Annotated in this window: 14 protein-coding genes and 1 other annotated feature; all 14 genes read right to left on the minus strand. The window is 37.9% G+C overall.

The annotated features are described in order from the left end of the window. Nucleotides 1–64: 64 nt before the first annotated feature. Complete coding sequence (locus tag K1I61_RS02940) at nt 65–394, minus strand: metal-sulfur cluster assembly factor (RefSeq protein WP_075567474.1); 330 nt, start codon at nt 392–394, stop codon at nt 65–67. Nucleotides 395–410: 16 nt separating this feature from the next. Continuing rightward, the gene (rpoD, locus tag K1I61_RS02945) at nt 411–1,520 is read right to left on the minus strand and encodes an RNA polymerase sigma factor RpoD (protein WP_004252673.1); all 1,110 of its coding nucleotides are present in this window, start codon (nt 1,518–1,520) and stop codon (nt 411–413) included. 2 nt (nt 1,521–1,522) lie between these two features. Next, nucleotides 1,523–3,283 carry a DNA primase gene (gene dnaG, locus K1I61_RS02950; RefSeq protein WP_223334292.1) on the minus strand — a complete coding sequence of 587 codons (1,761 nt, stop codon included), beginning with the start codon at nt 3,281–3,283 and terminating at the stop codon, nt 1,523–1,525. A 250-nt stretch (nt 3,284–3,533) separates the two neighbouring features. Continuing rightward, complete coding sequence (locus K1I61_RS02955; protein WP_223334291.1) at nt 3,534–4,292, minus strand: ABC transporter ATP-binding protein; 759 nt, start codon at nt 4,290–4,292, stop codon at nt 3,534–3,536. Then, nucleotides 4,289–5,155 (minus strand): ABC transporter permease, encoded by an 867-nt coding sequence (locus tag K1I61_RS02960; RefSeq protein ID WP_036752806.1) that lies wholly within the window; start codon nt 5,153–5,155, stop codon nt 4,289–4,291. The genes K1I61_RS02955 and K1I61_RS02960 overlap by 4 nt, the downstream gene beginning before the upstream one ends. A gap of 60 nt (nt 5,156–5,215) precedes the next feature. After that, complete coding sequence (trpX, locus tag K1I61_RS02965; RefSeq protein ID WP_223334289.1) at nt 5,216–6,214, minus strand: tryptophan ABC transporter substrate-binding protein; 999 nt, start codon at nt 6,212–6,214, stop codon at nt 5,216–5,218. Between the two features lie 134 nt (nt 6,215–6,348). After that, nucleotides 6,349–6,563 (minus strand) — a binding site (T-box leader). 94 nt (nt 6,564–6,657) lie between these two features. Further along, the gene (gene ppc, locus K1I61_RS02970; protein ID WP_223334287.1) at nt 6,658–9,483 is read right to left on the minus strand and encodes a phosphoenolpyruvate carboxylase; all 2,826 of its coding nucleotides are present in this window, start codon (nt 9,481–9,483) and stop codon (nt 6,658–6,660) included. A 23-nt stretch (nt 9,484–9,506) separates the two neighbouring features. Then, the gene (ftsW, locus tag K1I61_RS02975) at nt 9,507–10,718 is read right to left on the minus strand and encodes a cell division peptidoglycan polymerase FtsW (RefSeq protein WP_223334285.1); all 1,212 of its coding nucleotides are present in this window, start codon (nt 10,716–10,718) and stop codon (nt 9,507–9,509) included. A gap of 212 nt (nt 10,719–10,930) precedes the next feature. Next, nucleotides 10,931–11,920 carry a peptidylprolyl isomerase PrsA gene (prsA, locus tag K1I61_RS02980; protein ID WP_070678155.1) on the minus strand — a complete coding sequence of 330 codons (990 nt, stop codon included), beginning with the start codon at nt 11,918–11,920 and terminating at the stop codon, nt 10,931–10,933. 74 nt (nt 11,921–11,994) lie between these two features. After that, nucleotides 11,995–12,708: an O-methyltransferase gene (locus K1I61_RS02985; RefSeq protein ID WP_074324722.1), complete on the minus strand. Its 714-nt coding sequence runs from the start codon at nt 12,706–12,708 to the stop codon at nt 11,995–11,997. A 1-nt stretch (nt 12,709) separates the two neighbouring features. Then, nucleotides 12,710–14,512, minus strand: a complete 1,803-nt coding sequence (pepF, locus tag K1I61_RS02990; RefSeq protein ID WP_223334283.1) for an oligoendopeptidase F — start codon at nt 14,510–14,512, stop codon at nt 12,710–12,712. Between the two features lie 18 nt (nt 14,513–14,530). Next, complete coding sequence (locus K1I61_RS02995) at nt 14,531–15,487, minus strand: competence protein CoiA (RefSeq protein ID WP_223334281.1); 957 nt, start codon at nt 15,485–15,487, stop codon at nt 14,531–14,533. Between the two features lie 237 nt (nt 15,488–15,724). Continuing rightward, entirely contained in the window at nt 15,725–16,873 is a 1,149-nt protein-coding gene (locus K1I61_RS03000; protein WP_223334279.1) for a PDDEXK family nuclease, read from the minus strand. 189 nt (nt 16,874–17,062) lie between these two features. After that, nucleotides 17,063–17,923 carry an SAM-dependent methyltransferase TehB gene (gene tehB, locus K1I61_RS03005; protein WP_223334278.1) on the minus strand — a complete coding sequence of 287 codons (861 nt, stop codon included), beginning with the start codon at nt 17,921–17,923 and terminating at the stop codon, nt 17,063–17,065. Nucleotides 17,924–17,936: the final 13 nt, after the last annotated feature.

Below are 17,936 nucleotides of genomic sequence, written 5' to 3' on the forward strand. Positions count from 1 at the left end.
AAAGAGATAGCATAAAAGCTAGGGAATTTCCTAACACTTATACTATTTCTTTTTTTATATCATTCTATTTAATACCTAAAGCTATACGAGCATAGCGACTCATTTTTTCAACAGTCCAAGCTGGATACCAAACTAATTTTACTTCAGTATTGGTAACCTCTGGTACATCTGTCATAGCATCATAAATTTGATCTGTCAAAAGGTCTGCTAATGGACAACCCATAGTCGTTAAGGTCATATCAATCTCAGTATCACCGGTATCACCATCAAATCGAATCTCATAAATCAGACCTAGGTTGACGATATCGATTCCTAATTCTGGGTCGATAACTTCTTCTAATGCAGATAAGATTTTCGTTTTGATAGTTTCAATTTGCTCTTCTGTATAAGCCATGTGTAATCCTCCAATTTTAATCTTCGATAAAGTCACGAAGTGGTTTACTACGACTAGGCTGACGAAGTTTTCTCAATGCTTTTGCCTCAATCTGACGAATACGCTCACGAGTAACGTTGAAGACTTTACCAACGTCTTCTAGAGTACGCATTTTACCATCATCAAGACCAAAACGAAGACGCAATACATTTTCTTCTCTATCAGTCAAAGTATCCAGAACTTCATCCAACTGCTCACGCAAGACGATACGAGTGGTGTAGTCCACTGGATTTTCAATCACTTCATCTTCGATAAAGTCACCAAGATGACTATCGTCCTCTTCACCAATAGGTGTTTCAAGAGAAACAGGTTCTTGCGCAATCTTTAAAATTTCACGAACCTTGTCAGGAGTCATATCCATACGTTCAGCAATTTGTTCAGGAGTAGGATCTTGTCCCAACTCTTGAAGAAGGTTACGCTGCTCACGAACAAGTTTGTTGATTGTTTCTACCATGTGAACTGGAATACGAATGGTACGAGCTTGGTCAGCAATGGCACGCGTAATGGCCTGACGAATCCACCAAGTTGCATAAGTTGAGAATTTGAATCCTTTAGAGTAGTCAAACTTATCAACTGCCTTCATCAATCCCATATTTCCTTCTTGGATCAAATCAAGGAATTGCATTCCCCGTCCAACATAGCGTTTCGCGATAGAAACTACCAAACGAAGGTTAGCCTCTGCTAGACGTTGTTTCGCTTCAACATCTCCTGCTTCAACAGCAAGAGCCAATTCTTTTTCTTCTTCGTTAGTAAGAAGAGGTACGACACCGATTTCCTTCAAGTACATACGGACAGGGTCATTAACCTTGGCAGAGGTAGAACCAATCAAATCTTCATCACTAAGTTCTGGTTCTTCCTCTGTACTTAAGACACGTTCACTCGGATTTCCTTCGTTATCAGTGATTGCAATACCTGCATCTTGAATGCGTTGCAAAAGATTTTCAATCCCTTCAACATCTAGGGCAAAAGGTATTACAAGGACATTGTTAATTTCGTCATCTGTTGCAGTACCAGTTTTTTTATGGTTACGAATAAATTCTGCAACTTGGACATCAAAAGTTGTTACTTCTTTTTGTTTTTTTGCCATTCTTACTCCATTCTTCTTTTTTGGGCAATTAAGCGTTCAAGCTCTTCTAAAGCAGCATCTGTGTCGCCTACATGACTAGCTTCCTGAACTTTCTTTTTAATTTGCAAGTTTTGTTGATTCAAAAGAGCACGATTACGAGACTCTTCCACTTCCTTTAGTTCTTCTGGAGACATTTCAGAAGGTAGATCCAAGGCTAACACTTGGTACCAAGCATTTTCCACTTCTCTAGTCTGATTTGCCAAGTCTTCAGAAGAAATCGAACCATTATCAATCAAGAGTCCATACAAGGTCTGAAACTCTGGAGTTTCAAATACAAAATCATCTCTCAAACGATAATCATTCAACACAAGGGGGTGCTCCATCATACGATAAAGAATATGTGCTTCAGCTCTCATGACTGCCGTCAATTGTTTAGAAACCGACATAGTAATTGGTGTCGGATTAACAACCTGCTTCACTTTTTCTTGTCTTTGTCTGACACGACTTTCGTTGATGATGTGCTCAACTTGTTGATAATCAAAAGATGGTAAATGATCCGTCAACAAATGAATATAGGTGTTCTGGGCTGTGATAGAAGGTTCTTTGACGATAAGAGGTGCAATTTTCTCAATGAACTCAATCTGTGCTTGGAGATTTTCACTATTACTAGGTTTGTAATGATGGATATAAAACTCAATTGGACTGATTCGAGTATTGGATAAAAGATAAGCCAAATCCTCTGGAGAATTCTTTTGTAAATACTCATCAGGATCCATTGCATCAGGAATCTGGACTACTTGTACAGGTAGATCTTTAAGCTCGTCCAAAGCTTTAGCGGTTGCAGCTTGTCCTGCCTTATCACCGTCATAAGTGATAATCACTTTTTTTGTAAAGCGTTTGAGATGTTCGACGTGTTTAGCAGTCAAGGCCGTTCCCATGGAAGCTACTGCATTTTCAATACCAGCACGGTAGGCTGCAATAACATCCATAAAACCTTCCATCAGATACATTTCAGGAGCTTTTCCAGACCCTTTTTTTACCCTATCCAAATGATATAATTCGTAACTCTTGTTAAAAATCGCCGTCGCTCGACTATTTTTATACTTGGCAGTTTGAGAATCTGTCTCTTGCCAAATCCGTCCAGAGAAAGCAATTACCTTTCCTTGGTCGTTTGAGAGTGGAAATATAATCCGGTTATGGAAAGTATCAAAAAATTGGTTACTCTCAGATAGATAAAATAGACCTGAATCCAGCAAGTCCTTCTCACTATAATCGTCTGCTAAACGCTGATAAAGATAAGAGCGTTCTGCTGGAGCTAGACCAATCATAAAGTGTTTAATGACATCATCAGTCAAGCCACGTTTATAGAGATAGTTTCTCGCCTCCTCACCCATTTTAGTCGTCATGAGGATTGCATGATAAAAACGTGCAGCCTTGTCATGCATATCGTAGAGATTTTGATGGGGTGACGTGTGTGGGACAGGGTTATGTGCAGGAGCTTCAAGGTGCATTCCGAGTCGTTCGCCCAACATCCTTACCGCATCCGCAAAAGTTACTTGTTGATACTCTTCTATAAACTTAAAGACGTCTCCAGAACGACCACAACCAAAACAATGGTAAAATTGCTTATCTTCGACCACGTTAAAGGAAGGGGTCTTTTCACCATGAAAAGGACAGAGCCCCAAAAAGTTCCGTCCAGATTTTTGTAAAGAAATCACTTCTCCTATGATTTCGACAATATTGGTATTGTTTTTGATTTCTTCGATGACTCTCTTGTCAACCATAGACAATACCTCCATTTTATCACAGTTTACTTTATATAGTATAGCTTATTTCTGAAAAAAAGTAAACCATTTCATACCTTTTACATGCTTCTATTTCATAGAAAATAGGCATTTTCGAAAGTAAAATTTTAGGAAATTACACATTTACTTAAAATTGAAAAAAATATATAAATAAAAAAATCTCTATTTGCTTCAACAAAAAAACTTAGAGGTAAAATTTTATCTCTAAGTTTTTTGTAAATGAGAAATCTTATTCAAACAGTTGATAGTAATCTGAAATCTTCATCTTGGCTTTTTCATCCTTGTTTAAATCTTGGATGATTCGTCCTTCTTTCATAACAATGAGACGATTTCCATACTTGAGAGCATCTTCCATATGATGGGTGATCATAAGCGCAGTCAGCTTGTCCTTACTGACAAAGTCATCTGTCAATTCCATCAAGGCCACACTTGTTTTAGGGTCAAGGGCTGCCGTATGTTCATCCAACAAAAGGAGTTCAGGACGTTTCAAGGTTGCCATCAAGAGGCTCAAGGCCTGTCTTTGTCCACCTGACAAGAATTCAATCGGTGTATCCAAGTGTTTTTCTAGACCATTTCCGACTTTCTCAATGGTTGCTTGAAATTCTTCTTTGTAAGCTGAGAGTCTTCTCGGAAAAAGTCCACGTTTTTCACCACGAAACTTAGCAATCAAGAGATTTTCTGCAACCGTCATACGAGGAGCTGTTCCCATCTTAGGATCCTGAAAGACTCGAGAAAGGTACTTAGCGCGTTTTTCAGGACTAAAATGAGTCACATCCTCACCCATAATACGGATAGTCCCACTAGTTAAAGGTAGAGTTCCAGCAATGCTATTAAAGAGCGTTGACTTTCCTGCTCCATTTCCACCTAAGATTGTGATGAAGTCATGTTCATAAATATCAAGCGAAACATCGTTTAGAATAATCTTTTCTTCATCAAATCCATTCTTCACAATTTTTGTGGCATTTCTTAATTCAACAATCGCTGTCATTTGCTTAACTTGACTCCTTTCAAGTATTTATCCTTAAGGGTTGGAATGACTAGACAAGTTGCTAGGATAAGAGCACTGTATAGACGGAGGTAGCTAGTATTAAAGCCAAGAGCAATGACTCCCCATACCAAGAATTGGTAGCTAATAGAACCAACAACAATAGTAACCAGACGTTCTGCTAATGTAAGACTCTTAAAGAGTACTTCTCCGATAATTAAGCTTGCAAGACCAACTACGATAACCCCGATACCACGAGAAACATCTGCATATCCTTCTTGTTGAGCGATAAGAGCACCAGCAAGTGCGATCACACCATTTGACAAGACCAAGCCCATCAACTCCATACGTCCAGTATTGATACCAAAACTACGAGCCATATCTGGATTATCTCCTGTTGCGATATAAGCTTGTCCCAATTTAGTATCTAGGAAGAAAAGCATAAGAAGGATAACCAAAGTCACAAAAATCAAACCTGTAAATAATTGATTAACCTCAGATGAGAAAGGAAGAACGTCCTGGATTTGTTTGGTTCCTAAGAGCCCAAGGTTTGCCCGTCCCATAATCATGAGCATGATAGAATGGCAAGAAGTCATCACTAAAATACCAGACAAGAGTGTTGGAATCTTACCTTTCGTGTAAAGAAGACCAGTCGCTAAACCTGCAAGACAGCCTGCTCCAACAGCTACTAAGGTAGCAAGAAAAGGATTGACACCTTGTGTAATTAGAGTTACTGCTACCGCTCCTCCAAGCGGGAAGGAACCCTCGGTTGTCATATCTGGAAAGTTGAGGATTCGAAAGGTCATAAAGATTCCCAAACCTAGAATAGCCCAGACAAATCCTTGTGAAATAATCGATACTATCATGTTACATTCATTTCCTTCTTTTAAAAATTGGAGGAGATGTCTCCAACTCCTCCTACATTCTTATTCGATTACTTGACCAGCTTCTTTAAGAACTGATTCAGGTATAGTGATTCCAAGTTCTTGAGCCACTTTTTTATTGATAACTGATTTACCAGTTGAGAAGACATTAACTGGAGTATCAGCTGGTTTTTCACCCTTCAAGACTTTGGCAATCATCTTACCGGTAGCAACACCAAGATCGTGTTGGTCCACAACGACTGATGCCAAACCACCTGCTTCTACCATGGCAGTCGCACTTGGGTAGATTGGTTTTTTAGCTGTTTGGTTGCTTGATACTACAGTTGAGAACGCAGATGCGATTGTGTTGTCAATTGGAACCCAGATTGCATCTACTTTACCAGTCATAACGTTTACTGTAGAAGCAATTTCGTTAGTTGAAGGAACTGCAAAAGTCTCTACTTTCAAACCAGCTTTTTCAGCGTAAGCTTTGAATTCTTCGACTTGTGATTTTGAGTTATCTTCGCTACTTGAGTAAAGAGCTCCAACTGTCTTGACATCAGGAGTCAATGTTTTAATCAATTCAACCTGTTGTTCAGCAGGGTTATGGTCAGATACCCCTGTGATGTTTCCACCTGGTTTTTCCAAGTTTTGTACCAGGTTAGCTCCAACTGGGTCTGTAATAGCTGCCATGATAACAGGAAGGTCTTTTGTTGCACTTGCTAGACCCTGAGCTGCAGGTGTCGCAATTCCGACAACAACATCATTTCCATTTGACACCAATTGTTTACTCATTGTGGCAACCTTACTTTGGTCACCTTCTGAATTCATAAAGTCGATTTTAACTTGGTCGCCTTTATAGCCTTCTTCAGCAAGTCCATCTTGGATACCTTGGTAAATCAAGTCGAGTGATGGGTGACTGACGAACTGTAGAACACCAACCTTAGCTGTTTTGTTAGTTGTCTCGGTTTTAGTATCTTGTTTCATTAAGTTAGAGTAGACCAAGCTTCCTCCAACTACAAGTGCTAGTGCTGCAATAATACCAATTAAACGTTTATTCATATTTATTTCTCCTTATTTCACTAAAACTTAGTAATGTTCATTACACTTTCAATATAACTTTACCAAGCGTCGCCATCGTTTGATTTCCATCATTTTTTCCTCCCCATAGAAAAAGTCCTCACACAAAAAACTTGTGTGAGGACGTCGATGCGCGGTGCCACCTCAATTATAGGAATTATTCCTATCGCTCTTACTCGCTTCACGAGTTGCACTATAAGGTGTGCTCACCGAATTCTTATGATTTCAAATTCTTAATAACATCCAGCCCAATTTCATCATCTTCTTCTATCTGTTTCCACCAACCACAGACTCGCTAAAAAAATTCGATGATTACTTTCTGAATGTTTAAATTATATCATTTTACTAAAACTTGTCAAGGATTTTCATGAATTATTTTAAAAAATTATGAAAATTCCTACGGTTTTTGGAAAATATTGCTTGTATTAACCTGAATTACGTAATCCTGTAGCAATTCCGTTAATAGTCGTATGAATCAACCTTTCTTCATCTGAAGAAAGCTCACCACGACGTTGACGCTTAATCAACTCTAACTGAATATAGTTAAGAACATTGAAATAAGGCATGCGGTAATTCAGACTATCTTTCAAATAAGTGTTTTCTGCCAAAAGTTCATCATAGCCTTCGATAGCCAGAATAACATTCTTAGTCAATTGCCATTCATCCAAAATAGTATAGTAGATTGCTTGCACTTCTTCACTTTCACAAAGTTTAGCATATTCAAAAGCAATATTCATATTTGATTTTGATAGAACCATATCAACGTTAGATAGGAGTGACTGGAAGAAAGGCCAGTTCTGATACATGTCACGAAGGTATTCAATATTTTTTGGATCTTGATCAATAAATTCCTTGAAGCTTGAACCAACACCATACCAACCTGGGAACATGACACGACTTTGTGACCATGAGAATACCCAAGGAATGGCACGTAGACCACCAATTTCAGTGATTGTTTTACGTGCTGCTGGACGAGAACCAATATTAAAGCTTGAGATATTCTTGATTGGACTAGATTCGAAGAAATAATCATAGAAATGTTCATTTCCAAATACGAGCTCACGGTAGATATCGTAACTGCGTTCCACCACTTGGTCCATGATTGCCTCATAGCGATTTGACGTATTAGTATCACTCTTCTTCTGTGTAATCATACGGTTGATAGCCGCTGATACCAACATTTCCAAGTTATAGTAGGCTGCATCCTTGTTACCGTATTTATTTCCGATAACTTCACCTTGTTCAGTTAATCGAATACGGTCCTTGATTGATTTGAGTGGTTGAGAAGCAATGGCATCATAAGTAGGGCCACCACCACGACCAACAGTACCACCACGACCGTGGAAGAAGGTTACTTTGACTCCAAATTCATCACCGATAGCGGTTAATTGTTGTTGAGCTTTGTATAGAGTCCAACAAGATGATAGATAACCACCATCCTTATTACTATCAGAATAACCTAGCATGATTTCTTGATAATTATCTTTTGAAGCAATCCACTTCTTAGCAAGCGGTAAAGAGAAATACTTTCTCATAGTCTCTTCGGAATGATCCAAGTCCTCGATTGTTTCAAAGAGAGGCACGATTTGAACACGTGCTTTTTCAGCATCCACAAGACCGACTTCTTTCAGCATAATCGCCAATTCTAACATATCAGACACGCTGGTTGCATGAGAAATAATCGTTTGACGAATGACGTCTTCTCCCAAACGATCTTTTAATTCACGTGCAGTTTGGAAAATGGCTAATTCTTTTTCAAGAAGTTCAGACTTTTCAGCATGAGTAGCTGACAAGATTCGAGGGTCTTCTAATAGTTCATGTAAAAGCAACTCGCACTTCTCATCTTCTGAAAGATCGCTATAATGATCATTAATTCCAGCAGATGCTAACAATTCAGCAACACAGGCTTCATGAACACTTGAATCTTGGCGCATATCAATAGATGCCAAGAAGAAACCAAAGACTTCAACAGCCTCCAAAAGCTCGGCAAACTCTCCGGTAAGCAAGGCTTCTGCCTTATTTTCAAGCAATGAATCTTTAATGATAGCTAAGTCTTGTTTAAATTCTTCAATTGTTTCGTAGTAAGGAGGACGATCTTCAGCCAATTCTTGAATGGCTCCAGAGAGACGATTACTAATATAGTCAGTAACCACTCCTTGTTGATGTCCTTGAGTTCCAAAGAGTCGTTCAATGTGATGGCGTTCATCTGCTGATGAGCCGACGAGAGCCCACTCTTTCAAATTTATGAGAGTTTGAATTAATTTTGATTGAATAAAGTGAAAAGCCCGGCGATAAGGTTCTTTCTCGCGGAAAACAGAAGTATCTTGAGATTGAGCTGCCATTTCTTCAACAGCCTTACTTGTCTTAGATAAATTAGTAGAAAGAGAGAAAGTACGGTAGAGACTAGAAATCTTACTGATGTAGTAGTTTAAGATCACTTCACTTTGAATGGTAGCAGAACGCATGAGTGTCTCAGCAGTTACAAATGGATTGCCATCACGGTCTCCACCAATCCACATTCCCATGGTGATAGGTTTTGCTTGTTTTAGGTCAATTCCCTGCTCTTTTGCAAGACGCTTATACTCTAACATTAGATTTGGTACAGCTTGTAGGAAAGAACTATTGTAATATTCCATCACGTTTGTGATTTCATTCGTTACTTTTAGTTTCTTCTCACGAATCATATCCGTCTGCATGATAATCTCAATGTAGCGACGAAGATCATTGTGCCATTTTTCTTTGTTAATAAGCCCCATTCTCACGTCACGGTATTTACGCAAGAGAGTATGGATATGATTAGTCAAGTCCAGCATACTCTTACGTTGAACCTGAGTTGGATGGGCTGTTAATACCGGCACCACGTTCAGATGTTCAAGAATTTCAGCTGCATTTTCTTTTTCAGCAACCATTTCAATAGTTGTTGACAATTTACCAAGATAATCTTGATCAATATTGTTTAGATGGTTAATCTCATAAGCTAAGTCTACGTCTTCGGAGATGTTAATCAAAAGTGGTAAAATAGAGAAATATCTAGAGATGTAGACCATTTCATCATTTGAAAGGCTTCTCACTACCTTATCTAGTCCTTGATAGTCTAGATTTGATGATAGCTTCTTCAACTGCATAATCTTGTCAAAAGTCTCAGCAGGAAGCATATTTTTCGTGATATCTTCAAGTAAATCTGTCAAGATTTGAACTTCTTCTTGGACTACAGTTTTGTTTCTGTTATTTTCTAGTTTTTGAAGAGACATATTTTTCTCCTTGTCACATTTTCTTAGAGTTGTGCTTCATATTCGCTGTAGAGTTTTGCGCGTTTTTCACTAGCATCGATATTTAACACAAAGGCGATAGCTACTGATAGAACCAGGAGACTATTCCCCCCTTGTGAAAGGAATGGGAAGGTTACACCTGTTGAAGGAATCAATCCTGAAATCCCTCCGATATTAACGAATACCTGAATTAAAATCATTCCACCAATACCGATTGCTACCATAGAGTTGAACGGATCTTTTGCTCGTACCCCCACTAAAATAATACGAAGAATTAGGAAGAATAATAGAGCTAAAATAAGACTGGCACCAACAAATCCAAACTCTTCAATCACAATAGAGAAAACAAAGTCCGTGTGTGCCTCAGGTAGATAGCCTCGTTTTTCGATGGAGTTTCCTAATCCTAGCCCAAACCATCCTCCATTTACCATAGCATAGTATGAATTTGCCAACTGGTGTCCTGCACCAGCGACATCATCAAATGGATTAAAGAAAGCACTGAATCGTTTAGCTACGTATCCAAATACTGGAATCTTAGAAAACTTATCAACACCAACAAGCTTAATGGTTGTTAGAGAAACAAAGGATAAACTGGTCAATACTCCAAGAATAGTTGCAAACCATCGGTGAGCTATCCCACTAATTGAGTACATCAACAATGCTACCAAAAAGAGAATTGTAGCATTTCCAAGGTCAGGGAAAATAGCCAAACTACCAATCATGACTAGAAGGACAAAGCGCCAATCGTTAAACGCTCTAGGAAACCATTGGTTTTGAGTTAAAACTTGGAAATCATAAACGGCAATTTCTTCTTGTTGTTTTGAAAAACGTTGAGCCAAGTACCAAATGATGATAATTTTCAAGTATTCCGCAGGCTGAACAGTAATAGGTCCTACTTTGATCCAACCGTAAGCACCATTGATGGGAATCCCAATCAAACGAGCTAAAGCTAGTAACACTAACTCAGCAAACATAACGATAAATAACAAACGTTCGTTTCGAAGAAAACCAAGTTTCAGCTTATAGATTACTGCAATAAGCAACAAACTAACGATCCAAAACAAGCCCTGATTTCGAACCGATTGAAAAGCGCTCTTACCCTCCTGAATCAAGGATGCACTCGTTGTTGAATATACCACTATCAATCCCAGAACGGATAAGAGAATATAGGGCACTAAAATAGAGTAATTCAACAGGTGCCTTTTACTAATTTTCATATTTCACCATCTACTAAATTTTTAATTTTCTATTAATTCTAGTTTTACATGCTATTATACCACTTTTTAGACTAGAAAAAAACTCTTATCCGTTAAAGCCTAGAATTTAAGCTTTTAGAATTCACAAACATTTATTTATATTTTTGACTTTTAGCTAAGAAAATTTCAAAAAAACTCTACCTTTCAAGAGTAGAAAGATAGAGTTTTCATCTTTAGTTTGAAGATGTTGTTGTCGTTTCAGCTGCAGTTGTGGTCGTTTCAGTTGCTGCTGATGTAGTTGTCGTTTGAGTTGTTGTATCACTTTGAATGTACTGAGTAAAGATATTTTGGAAGGCTTGATCTTTAACCTTGATATTTGCCGCCTGCAACTCTTTACTAATTACACCTTGAACAAAAGTAGCATCATTTTGTTTTTGAGTCAAGATAACTGTCTTCAATTTTTCTTTATAATCTTCCCAGTTAGAAGATTTTTCTGTTTTCTTGATCAATTTCACAATATAGAAACTGTTTGAATAAGCTTGTGTACCTGGAGCTGTGATCACATCTGAGATTCCATCAACATTAAGGGCAAAGGCTGCTTTTTTAACAACGTCTGGCAATTCTGTTGATGCAGAGTCAAAAGTGATCTCACCACCATTTGCTTTTGTCTTTTCGTCAGTTGAATTATCCTTAGCCAATTGTGCAAAATCAGCTCCAGATTCTTGTGCTTTAGCAAGTACTTCTTTAGCCTTATCTTCACTGTCAAGTTTAATCACTTGAGCAGTTACTTCTGGTGTGTACTCATCGTAAGCTTTTTTGTAGTTCTCATCTGTCAATTCAGCTTCTGCGGCTTTCTTAACAGCATATTCAACTAGTTTACTTGTACGAATTTGAGCTTTACGGCTTTCTGCTGTCATACCAGCACGAGAAAGAACGATTTGATAGCTATCACCATATCTTTTTTGCTCTTCTGCTACCGCATCTTCTACTTCTTTGTCACTTACTTCAGATCCATATTGTTTTTCAAAAACTTTTTGGATTGTCATATTGAGCAAAATTTGTTGAGCAGTTGGGTTGTTTTTCACTTCTTCATAAAATTGGTGCTCAGTGATGACATCACCCTTCATACTGATGAGGTCAGCTCCTTGAGAGCTATTTGAACAAGCAGCCAAAGTAGCTACTGATAACAAAGTGATGGCACCAGCCAATAATTTTTTCTTCATGTTTACTCCTTTTTATACACTAGATAAATGTTTACCTTATCTATTTTACTAAATTGTCTTAAAAATATCTGAAATTAATCAACATCAGGCAGTTCTATTTCTGCTTGATTCTTTCTTAGCATCAAGATGCCATCTCCAAGAGGAACTAGACTAGCTGTTAATCCCGGATTGTTTAGAGTTGCGTCAAATAGTCTTTGCAAACCACGATAAATGGTTCGTTGCCCGCGTCGGACTTCCATAATATCCTTAGCAATGTCTCCACCTTGGAAAATATCATCCAAGACAACTACTCCACCAACCTCAAGGTGTTTTAGGATTTCTGGCAAAAATACGATGTATTTGGATTTTGCAGAATCCATAAAAACAAAATCATAGGTCTCTGTCAATGTTGACAAAACGTCTACCGCATCGCCTTCCAAAAGAGTGATTTGTTGGCGATTATCAAACTTGGCGAAATTTTCCTTGGCAAAACCAATCATTTCAGGATTTCTGTCAATGGTTGTAATTTTAGCCTCTGGGGCATGTTGAGCCATCAAAAGTGCCGAAAAGCCAATTGCCGTTCCAATTTCTAAAATATTTTTCGGTTGAATTGTTTCCATTAGGAAACGGAAATAAGCGACTGTTTCATGAGGAATGATAGGAATATTCTCCTTGCGAGCAAAGTTTTCTAGTTCTTTTAAAGAACCAGTCACCTGCTCTTGTCTGTGGCGCATAAATTCCACAATCTCATCCTTAACAACAGGCCGTCGCATGTTATGGTTAGCATTTTTACTGTATGACTCAACCATTTTATGCTAATCCTAATTTCTCAACAAGGGCTTCGAACTCATCCAAACGGCGTTCAAAGACTGCAAAGGCATCATTAAGATAGTCTTCTTTTTCCATATCAACACCAGCTTTTCGCATGATATTTAGAGGATAGTCTGACTTCCCAGCCTTGAGGTAATCAATATAACGGTCACGATCATCTTGACTACCGTGAACAATCTTTTCAGCCAAGGCCGAAGCTGCTGCAAAGCCTGTTGAATATTGATATACATAGTAATTATAGTAGAAATGAGGGATACGAGCCCACTCGTACTGAATTTGAGGATTGTCTTCCTTGCTCAAGCCATAATATTCTTGGTTCAAGTCAGCATAGAGATTGTTTAAGAACTCGCTTGTCAAGACTTCACCATTTTGATCGGCTTGGTGAATTGCATGTTCAAATTCAGCAAATTGAGTTTGGCGGAACACTGTTCCACGGAAACCATCCAAGAAGTTATTGAGAATAGCAAAGCGAGTTGCGTCATCTTGAACTTCTTGCAATAATTTTTCAGTTAAGATATTTTCATTGGTTGTTGAAGCAATTTCTGCCAAGAAGATTGAGTAATCTCCGTATACATAAGGTTGTGTTTCACGCGTGTAGCTAGAATGCATACTATGACCTGTCTCATGTACAAGAGTAAAGAGATTATCGAGATTATCCTGCCAGTTAAGAAGCATAAAGGCGTTAGTATCATAGGAACCACCAGAGTATGCACCTGAACGCTTGCCTTGGTTTTCATAGACATCAATCCAACGCTCACTGAAGGCACGTTTAACACGGCTCAAGTAGTCGTCACCTAAAACTGCCAAAGCTTCTTCTGCTTTCTTCAAAGCTTCCTCATAAGTAAAGCTGTATTCTACTGAAGATAAGGGAGTATAAACATCGTACATCTTAAGATCCGGAATACCTAAAATCTTCGAACGTAGATTTAGATAACGATGCAATAACGGCAAATGCTTACGAACAGCAGACACTAAGTTGTCATAAACACTTTCAGGTACAAAATTGGCTGCAAGAGCTGCTTCACGCGCACTCTTATAGTTACGAACCTTAGCGCGATAGTTTTGCACTTTGACATTGGTCTGTAGTGTTTTAGCGTAAGTGTGCTGGTATTGCTCATAGGTAGAGTATAGGGCTTCATAAGCTCCACGACGAACCTCACGATTTTTAGATTCTACCAAGCGCATATAAACGCCGTGTGACAACTGTACCTCGTTTCCATCTTCATCTTTAACAAATGGAAAGACGATATCTGCATTATCTAAAATAGCAAAGGTTTCACTAGCAGCACCGAAGATTTCACCAGCACCCGCCAACAACTCTTCTTCACGTTGTGAAAGGACATGATCCTTATTTTGCAATAGTTTATCAAAGAAGTGTTTATAAGGCTGGAGTTTTGGTTCTTCTGCTAAAAAGTTTTGATACTGCTCTTCTGTTATAACCATAAATTCTGGCTCATAGAAAGAGAATACCTGGTCGAGTTGACTATAAAGGGTCATTGCTTTTGCATAGTATTCTTGATATTTAGCAACTCGTGTATCCTGGTCGTTTTTCATATGAGCATAGACATAGAGTTTTTCAAGACGACGGCTCAAATCCAAATAACGCTCTGTAATGTTAAGAAGGCTTTCTGCGCTATCCAAAAGATGCCCTTCAAGTCTAGCTGCTTCTTTTGTATCCTCGGTTAATAGGGCTAATTCTTCTTCCCATTTTTTGTCTGTTTCAAAGATCGTTGATAGATCCCATGTATCTTTTTCATTGATTTCATTTCGTTGTAATACCATAAATTTCCTCCATCCTTTCTATTCTACCATATTTTTCGAAAAATAATGCTGATAAAAGGCAGGTGGATAGAGCTTTTGTTGCTGATTTTGTGGATTCAGTTCATAATAAGCCTGAAAGTTACGGTAATAATCATATAGATTTTGACTTATCTGACAAAAATGACCATGTTCTATCGGCCTTACTTGGGGATACCAATCCTGTTTTTTTAGATTTAAAAGATTTTCTCCTCTTAAGTAAGCTTGGGCTTGTTGCTTCATCCAATAGGAGTTTTGATAATAGAGTTGTTTTTGAATGTAATGACAAATATCTCTGTCTTGCTCAACTGAAAAAGTAATAAGAGTTTGTTGCTGATAAGGACTACGTAAAATTTCTAGAAGATTTCCTTTGCCATAAGAAAATTCCTTGACCTGATAATGGAGTTTTCCTTTCAAATCTTGGTGAAGGAGGTACTTGAGCCTCAAAACTTGTTTTTTATGGTCTAACTCCCAAAGATAAAATCCCATATTATTACTAAAATAAAGAAAATCTCTTTGAAGTTTAGTTAGTCGCTCTTTTAGCCAGAGCTTTTCTCCCAATAGCCAAAGAACTTGAATTCCCAAACTTCGATAACCATTGCTTCTCTCCCGTAAAAGTTCGCAAGAAATGGGACTACACTGAACTTCCAGTGCTAATTGCTTATTGATGAGGATATCTGCGATTTGCTTAAGTTCAGGAATCGGATATTCCATTTCTACTTCAGCATCTTTCTTAGCCCAATTAAAAAGTGCCAGCTTATTCTCTAAATGTTCTGGTCCTTCGTTCTCATAATAAAAATCACAATTTTTTAAACTTTCATGTGCAAAATGAGTTCTTACATTTTTTCCTTTTTTCAAGCGAACACTTGTTCCGCAAGCTGGACAATAATAAGCTTGTTTCTTTACTTCATTCTCTAACGCGTTGATTAAATGACCTTTTTTATCTCTAGCTAAAAACATATATCCCCCTTTTCTACTTTATTCGAAAAGGATAAGAAAAGAGAGTGGGACAGAAATCAGTAATTTGTTAGAATTCGATTTCGTCGTCCCACCTCCGCACAGTTGAGTAGGGCTGTAAAAGCTGATGAAATCAGCGTAGTAGAGCCCACTCAACCACTGCGTCTTGCTTGACAATCCAAAGACAATTGAGAGTCTAGAACTATTATCCCAGACTCTTCTTCACTATTACATCTAATATCATTGACGTTTGTTCTTCATATATTTCCGTAACATGGGAATAAGATTCTGTATTTGATCCTGCTTTATCACCATTACACCATATTCCTGACAACGATGACTGTAAACGGGGTTAATCTTTCCTGAGCAAACAATTATTTTCAAACAATTATCACCTGCAAAATGATTGGCATAAACTTCAAGTTCGTTAATAGCTTCAACTGCTAGATCAGTCATTTTACAAGAAATGAAAACTACAGAGTGACCTTTACGAAGAATAACATCAATCTCATTTTGAACATTGTCAGCCTCAGGGAAAATCCCATTCCAATCAATTTCAGTACCAATCATACATTCATCAAAATACTCCGACTCAAGGGCTAATAAATAGATATACAATTCTAAAATATGCCCTTTTGTTCGACATAACAGATGTGCTTCTGGTGTTGGGAATGTATAAGTGACAGTATCTGTTGTTTCCTCTTCTACTTTCAATAAATTAGCTTTTGTGAACAAAGGAATCAAGCTACTGGGGTAAGAATAAATTTTTCCATTACTCTCCAAAACTTTTGCTGTTTCAGCGTGAAAATCATTTGTTTTTGCCAGTGCAAAGAATTGGGTAATCTGATACCATTTTTCAGGATTTTCGATAGCATATTTGGCCAATTTTTTTATAGCTAGCACTTGCTTATTAGAATGCTGAGGTCTTCTTGATTTAAGGACTTTTCCACCACGTAAAGCTATCAATTGTTCAATGGATAAACTAGGAATCTCTAACTTTTTATCATAAATCTTACCCCTTTCCCAGGCATACTGCTTTCCTTGTTCAACATCCATAGCAATAATGGGAATACCTTTCTCCAAACCATACTGATATAGAACTATTGCTAATAGATTATCTCCACCAAAAACATCGATGGTCACTGTCTCAAAATCATTGATAAACAGGTCTAATTCCTGGCAGATTTTTTCTAGGTGAAATTGTCGAAAATGTACTTGTTTTAAGTGTGGAACTTGTTCCATTAGAAAATGCTTCAAGGATAGCTTATATTCCTCAGCAATTTTTCTTGTAGAAAGGTATAAAATCTCATCACAATCACTGACAAAAGCCTGGTAGACATTTTTCTCAATGGTATGACGGTCGTATAGTTCAATTAAAAGACTAGTCATCTTAAGACCTCCTAGACAAAAAAGTCTGAAAGAATAGTGGGCGTTCAGAATCGTTTTAAAACTATCACAATTCTGTTTAATTTCATCGACTTCTCCTACTTCTAGTATAGCATAAATTGAGATTTTCCTTTCTTATTAGGGTAACAAATAAGGAATAGAAAACGACTGCTCTCTATCCCTTTTATTCATTTATTTTACTTTTTTAGCCAACATTGTTGCAAAACGTAGTTGGATACGATTTCCGTTTTCATCACGACGGTGGAGATGGCCAGGATTTTCATTGTACTTCACTAATTCCCAGTCCTTGTAGTAATTTGCCAACTCACCCTCTTTAAAGGTAAATGGGAAGTTCACTGAGCAAGGATAATCCTCTGTATCCATAGCACACACAATCAAATTGTAGCCTCCAATTGAGGTTTGTTCCTGCATGTTTTGAATAATAGCTGGAATGCGATCTGCTTGTAAAAACATAAGAACAACCGTTGATACGATAAAATCGTAAGTTTGTCCAATGCTAGCTGAATTGATATCGTAGATACCGACAGGCATTTCTAAGTCTTCTTGCTCCACAATGCTTTGCAAGATTTCAAGAGATAGCTTATTTTGATCTACAGTTGTGACATCAAAGCCATGTTGAGCTAGAAAGAGTGCATTTCTTCCTTGACCACATCCTAGGTCTAGTGCCTTACATGGTTTTACTGTATCCATAGCTTCTAAGACTTCCGAATGAACTGGATTGCTATTGTATTTCTTAGGGAAGTAATCCTCCAGTTTACAGTAGAATTCCAAGTACCATTCCACATCATCTGTGGCTGCTTCTACTCTGTGCCAGGCTTGAGGTTGTGCCATAGGATTATCAGCACCTGCTTCAAAGAGGTGCACAGCTATAACTTCTCCCTCTTCAGTCAATTCAATAAACTTAAGAGCTCCTTTTAATACGGTAATCTTCCCCCAGGTTCCGACCTTAGTATTGTGTTTTCTTTGAACAGCCTCTGGCATGGTGTCTTTATTCCAGACAGGCATGCGTTTGTAGGCAACTAGTTTTTCCATATTCTTCACTCTT

This window comes from Streptococcus infantis, assembly GCF_019929665.1.
In the GTDB taxonomy this organism is placed as follows: domain Bacteria; phylum Bacillota; class Bacilli; order Lactobacillales; family Streptococcaceae; genus Streptococcus; species Streptococcus infantis_H.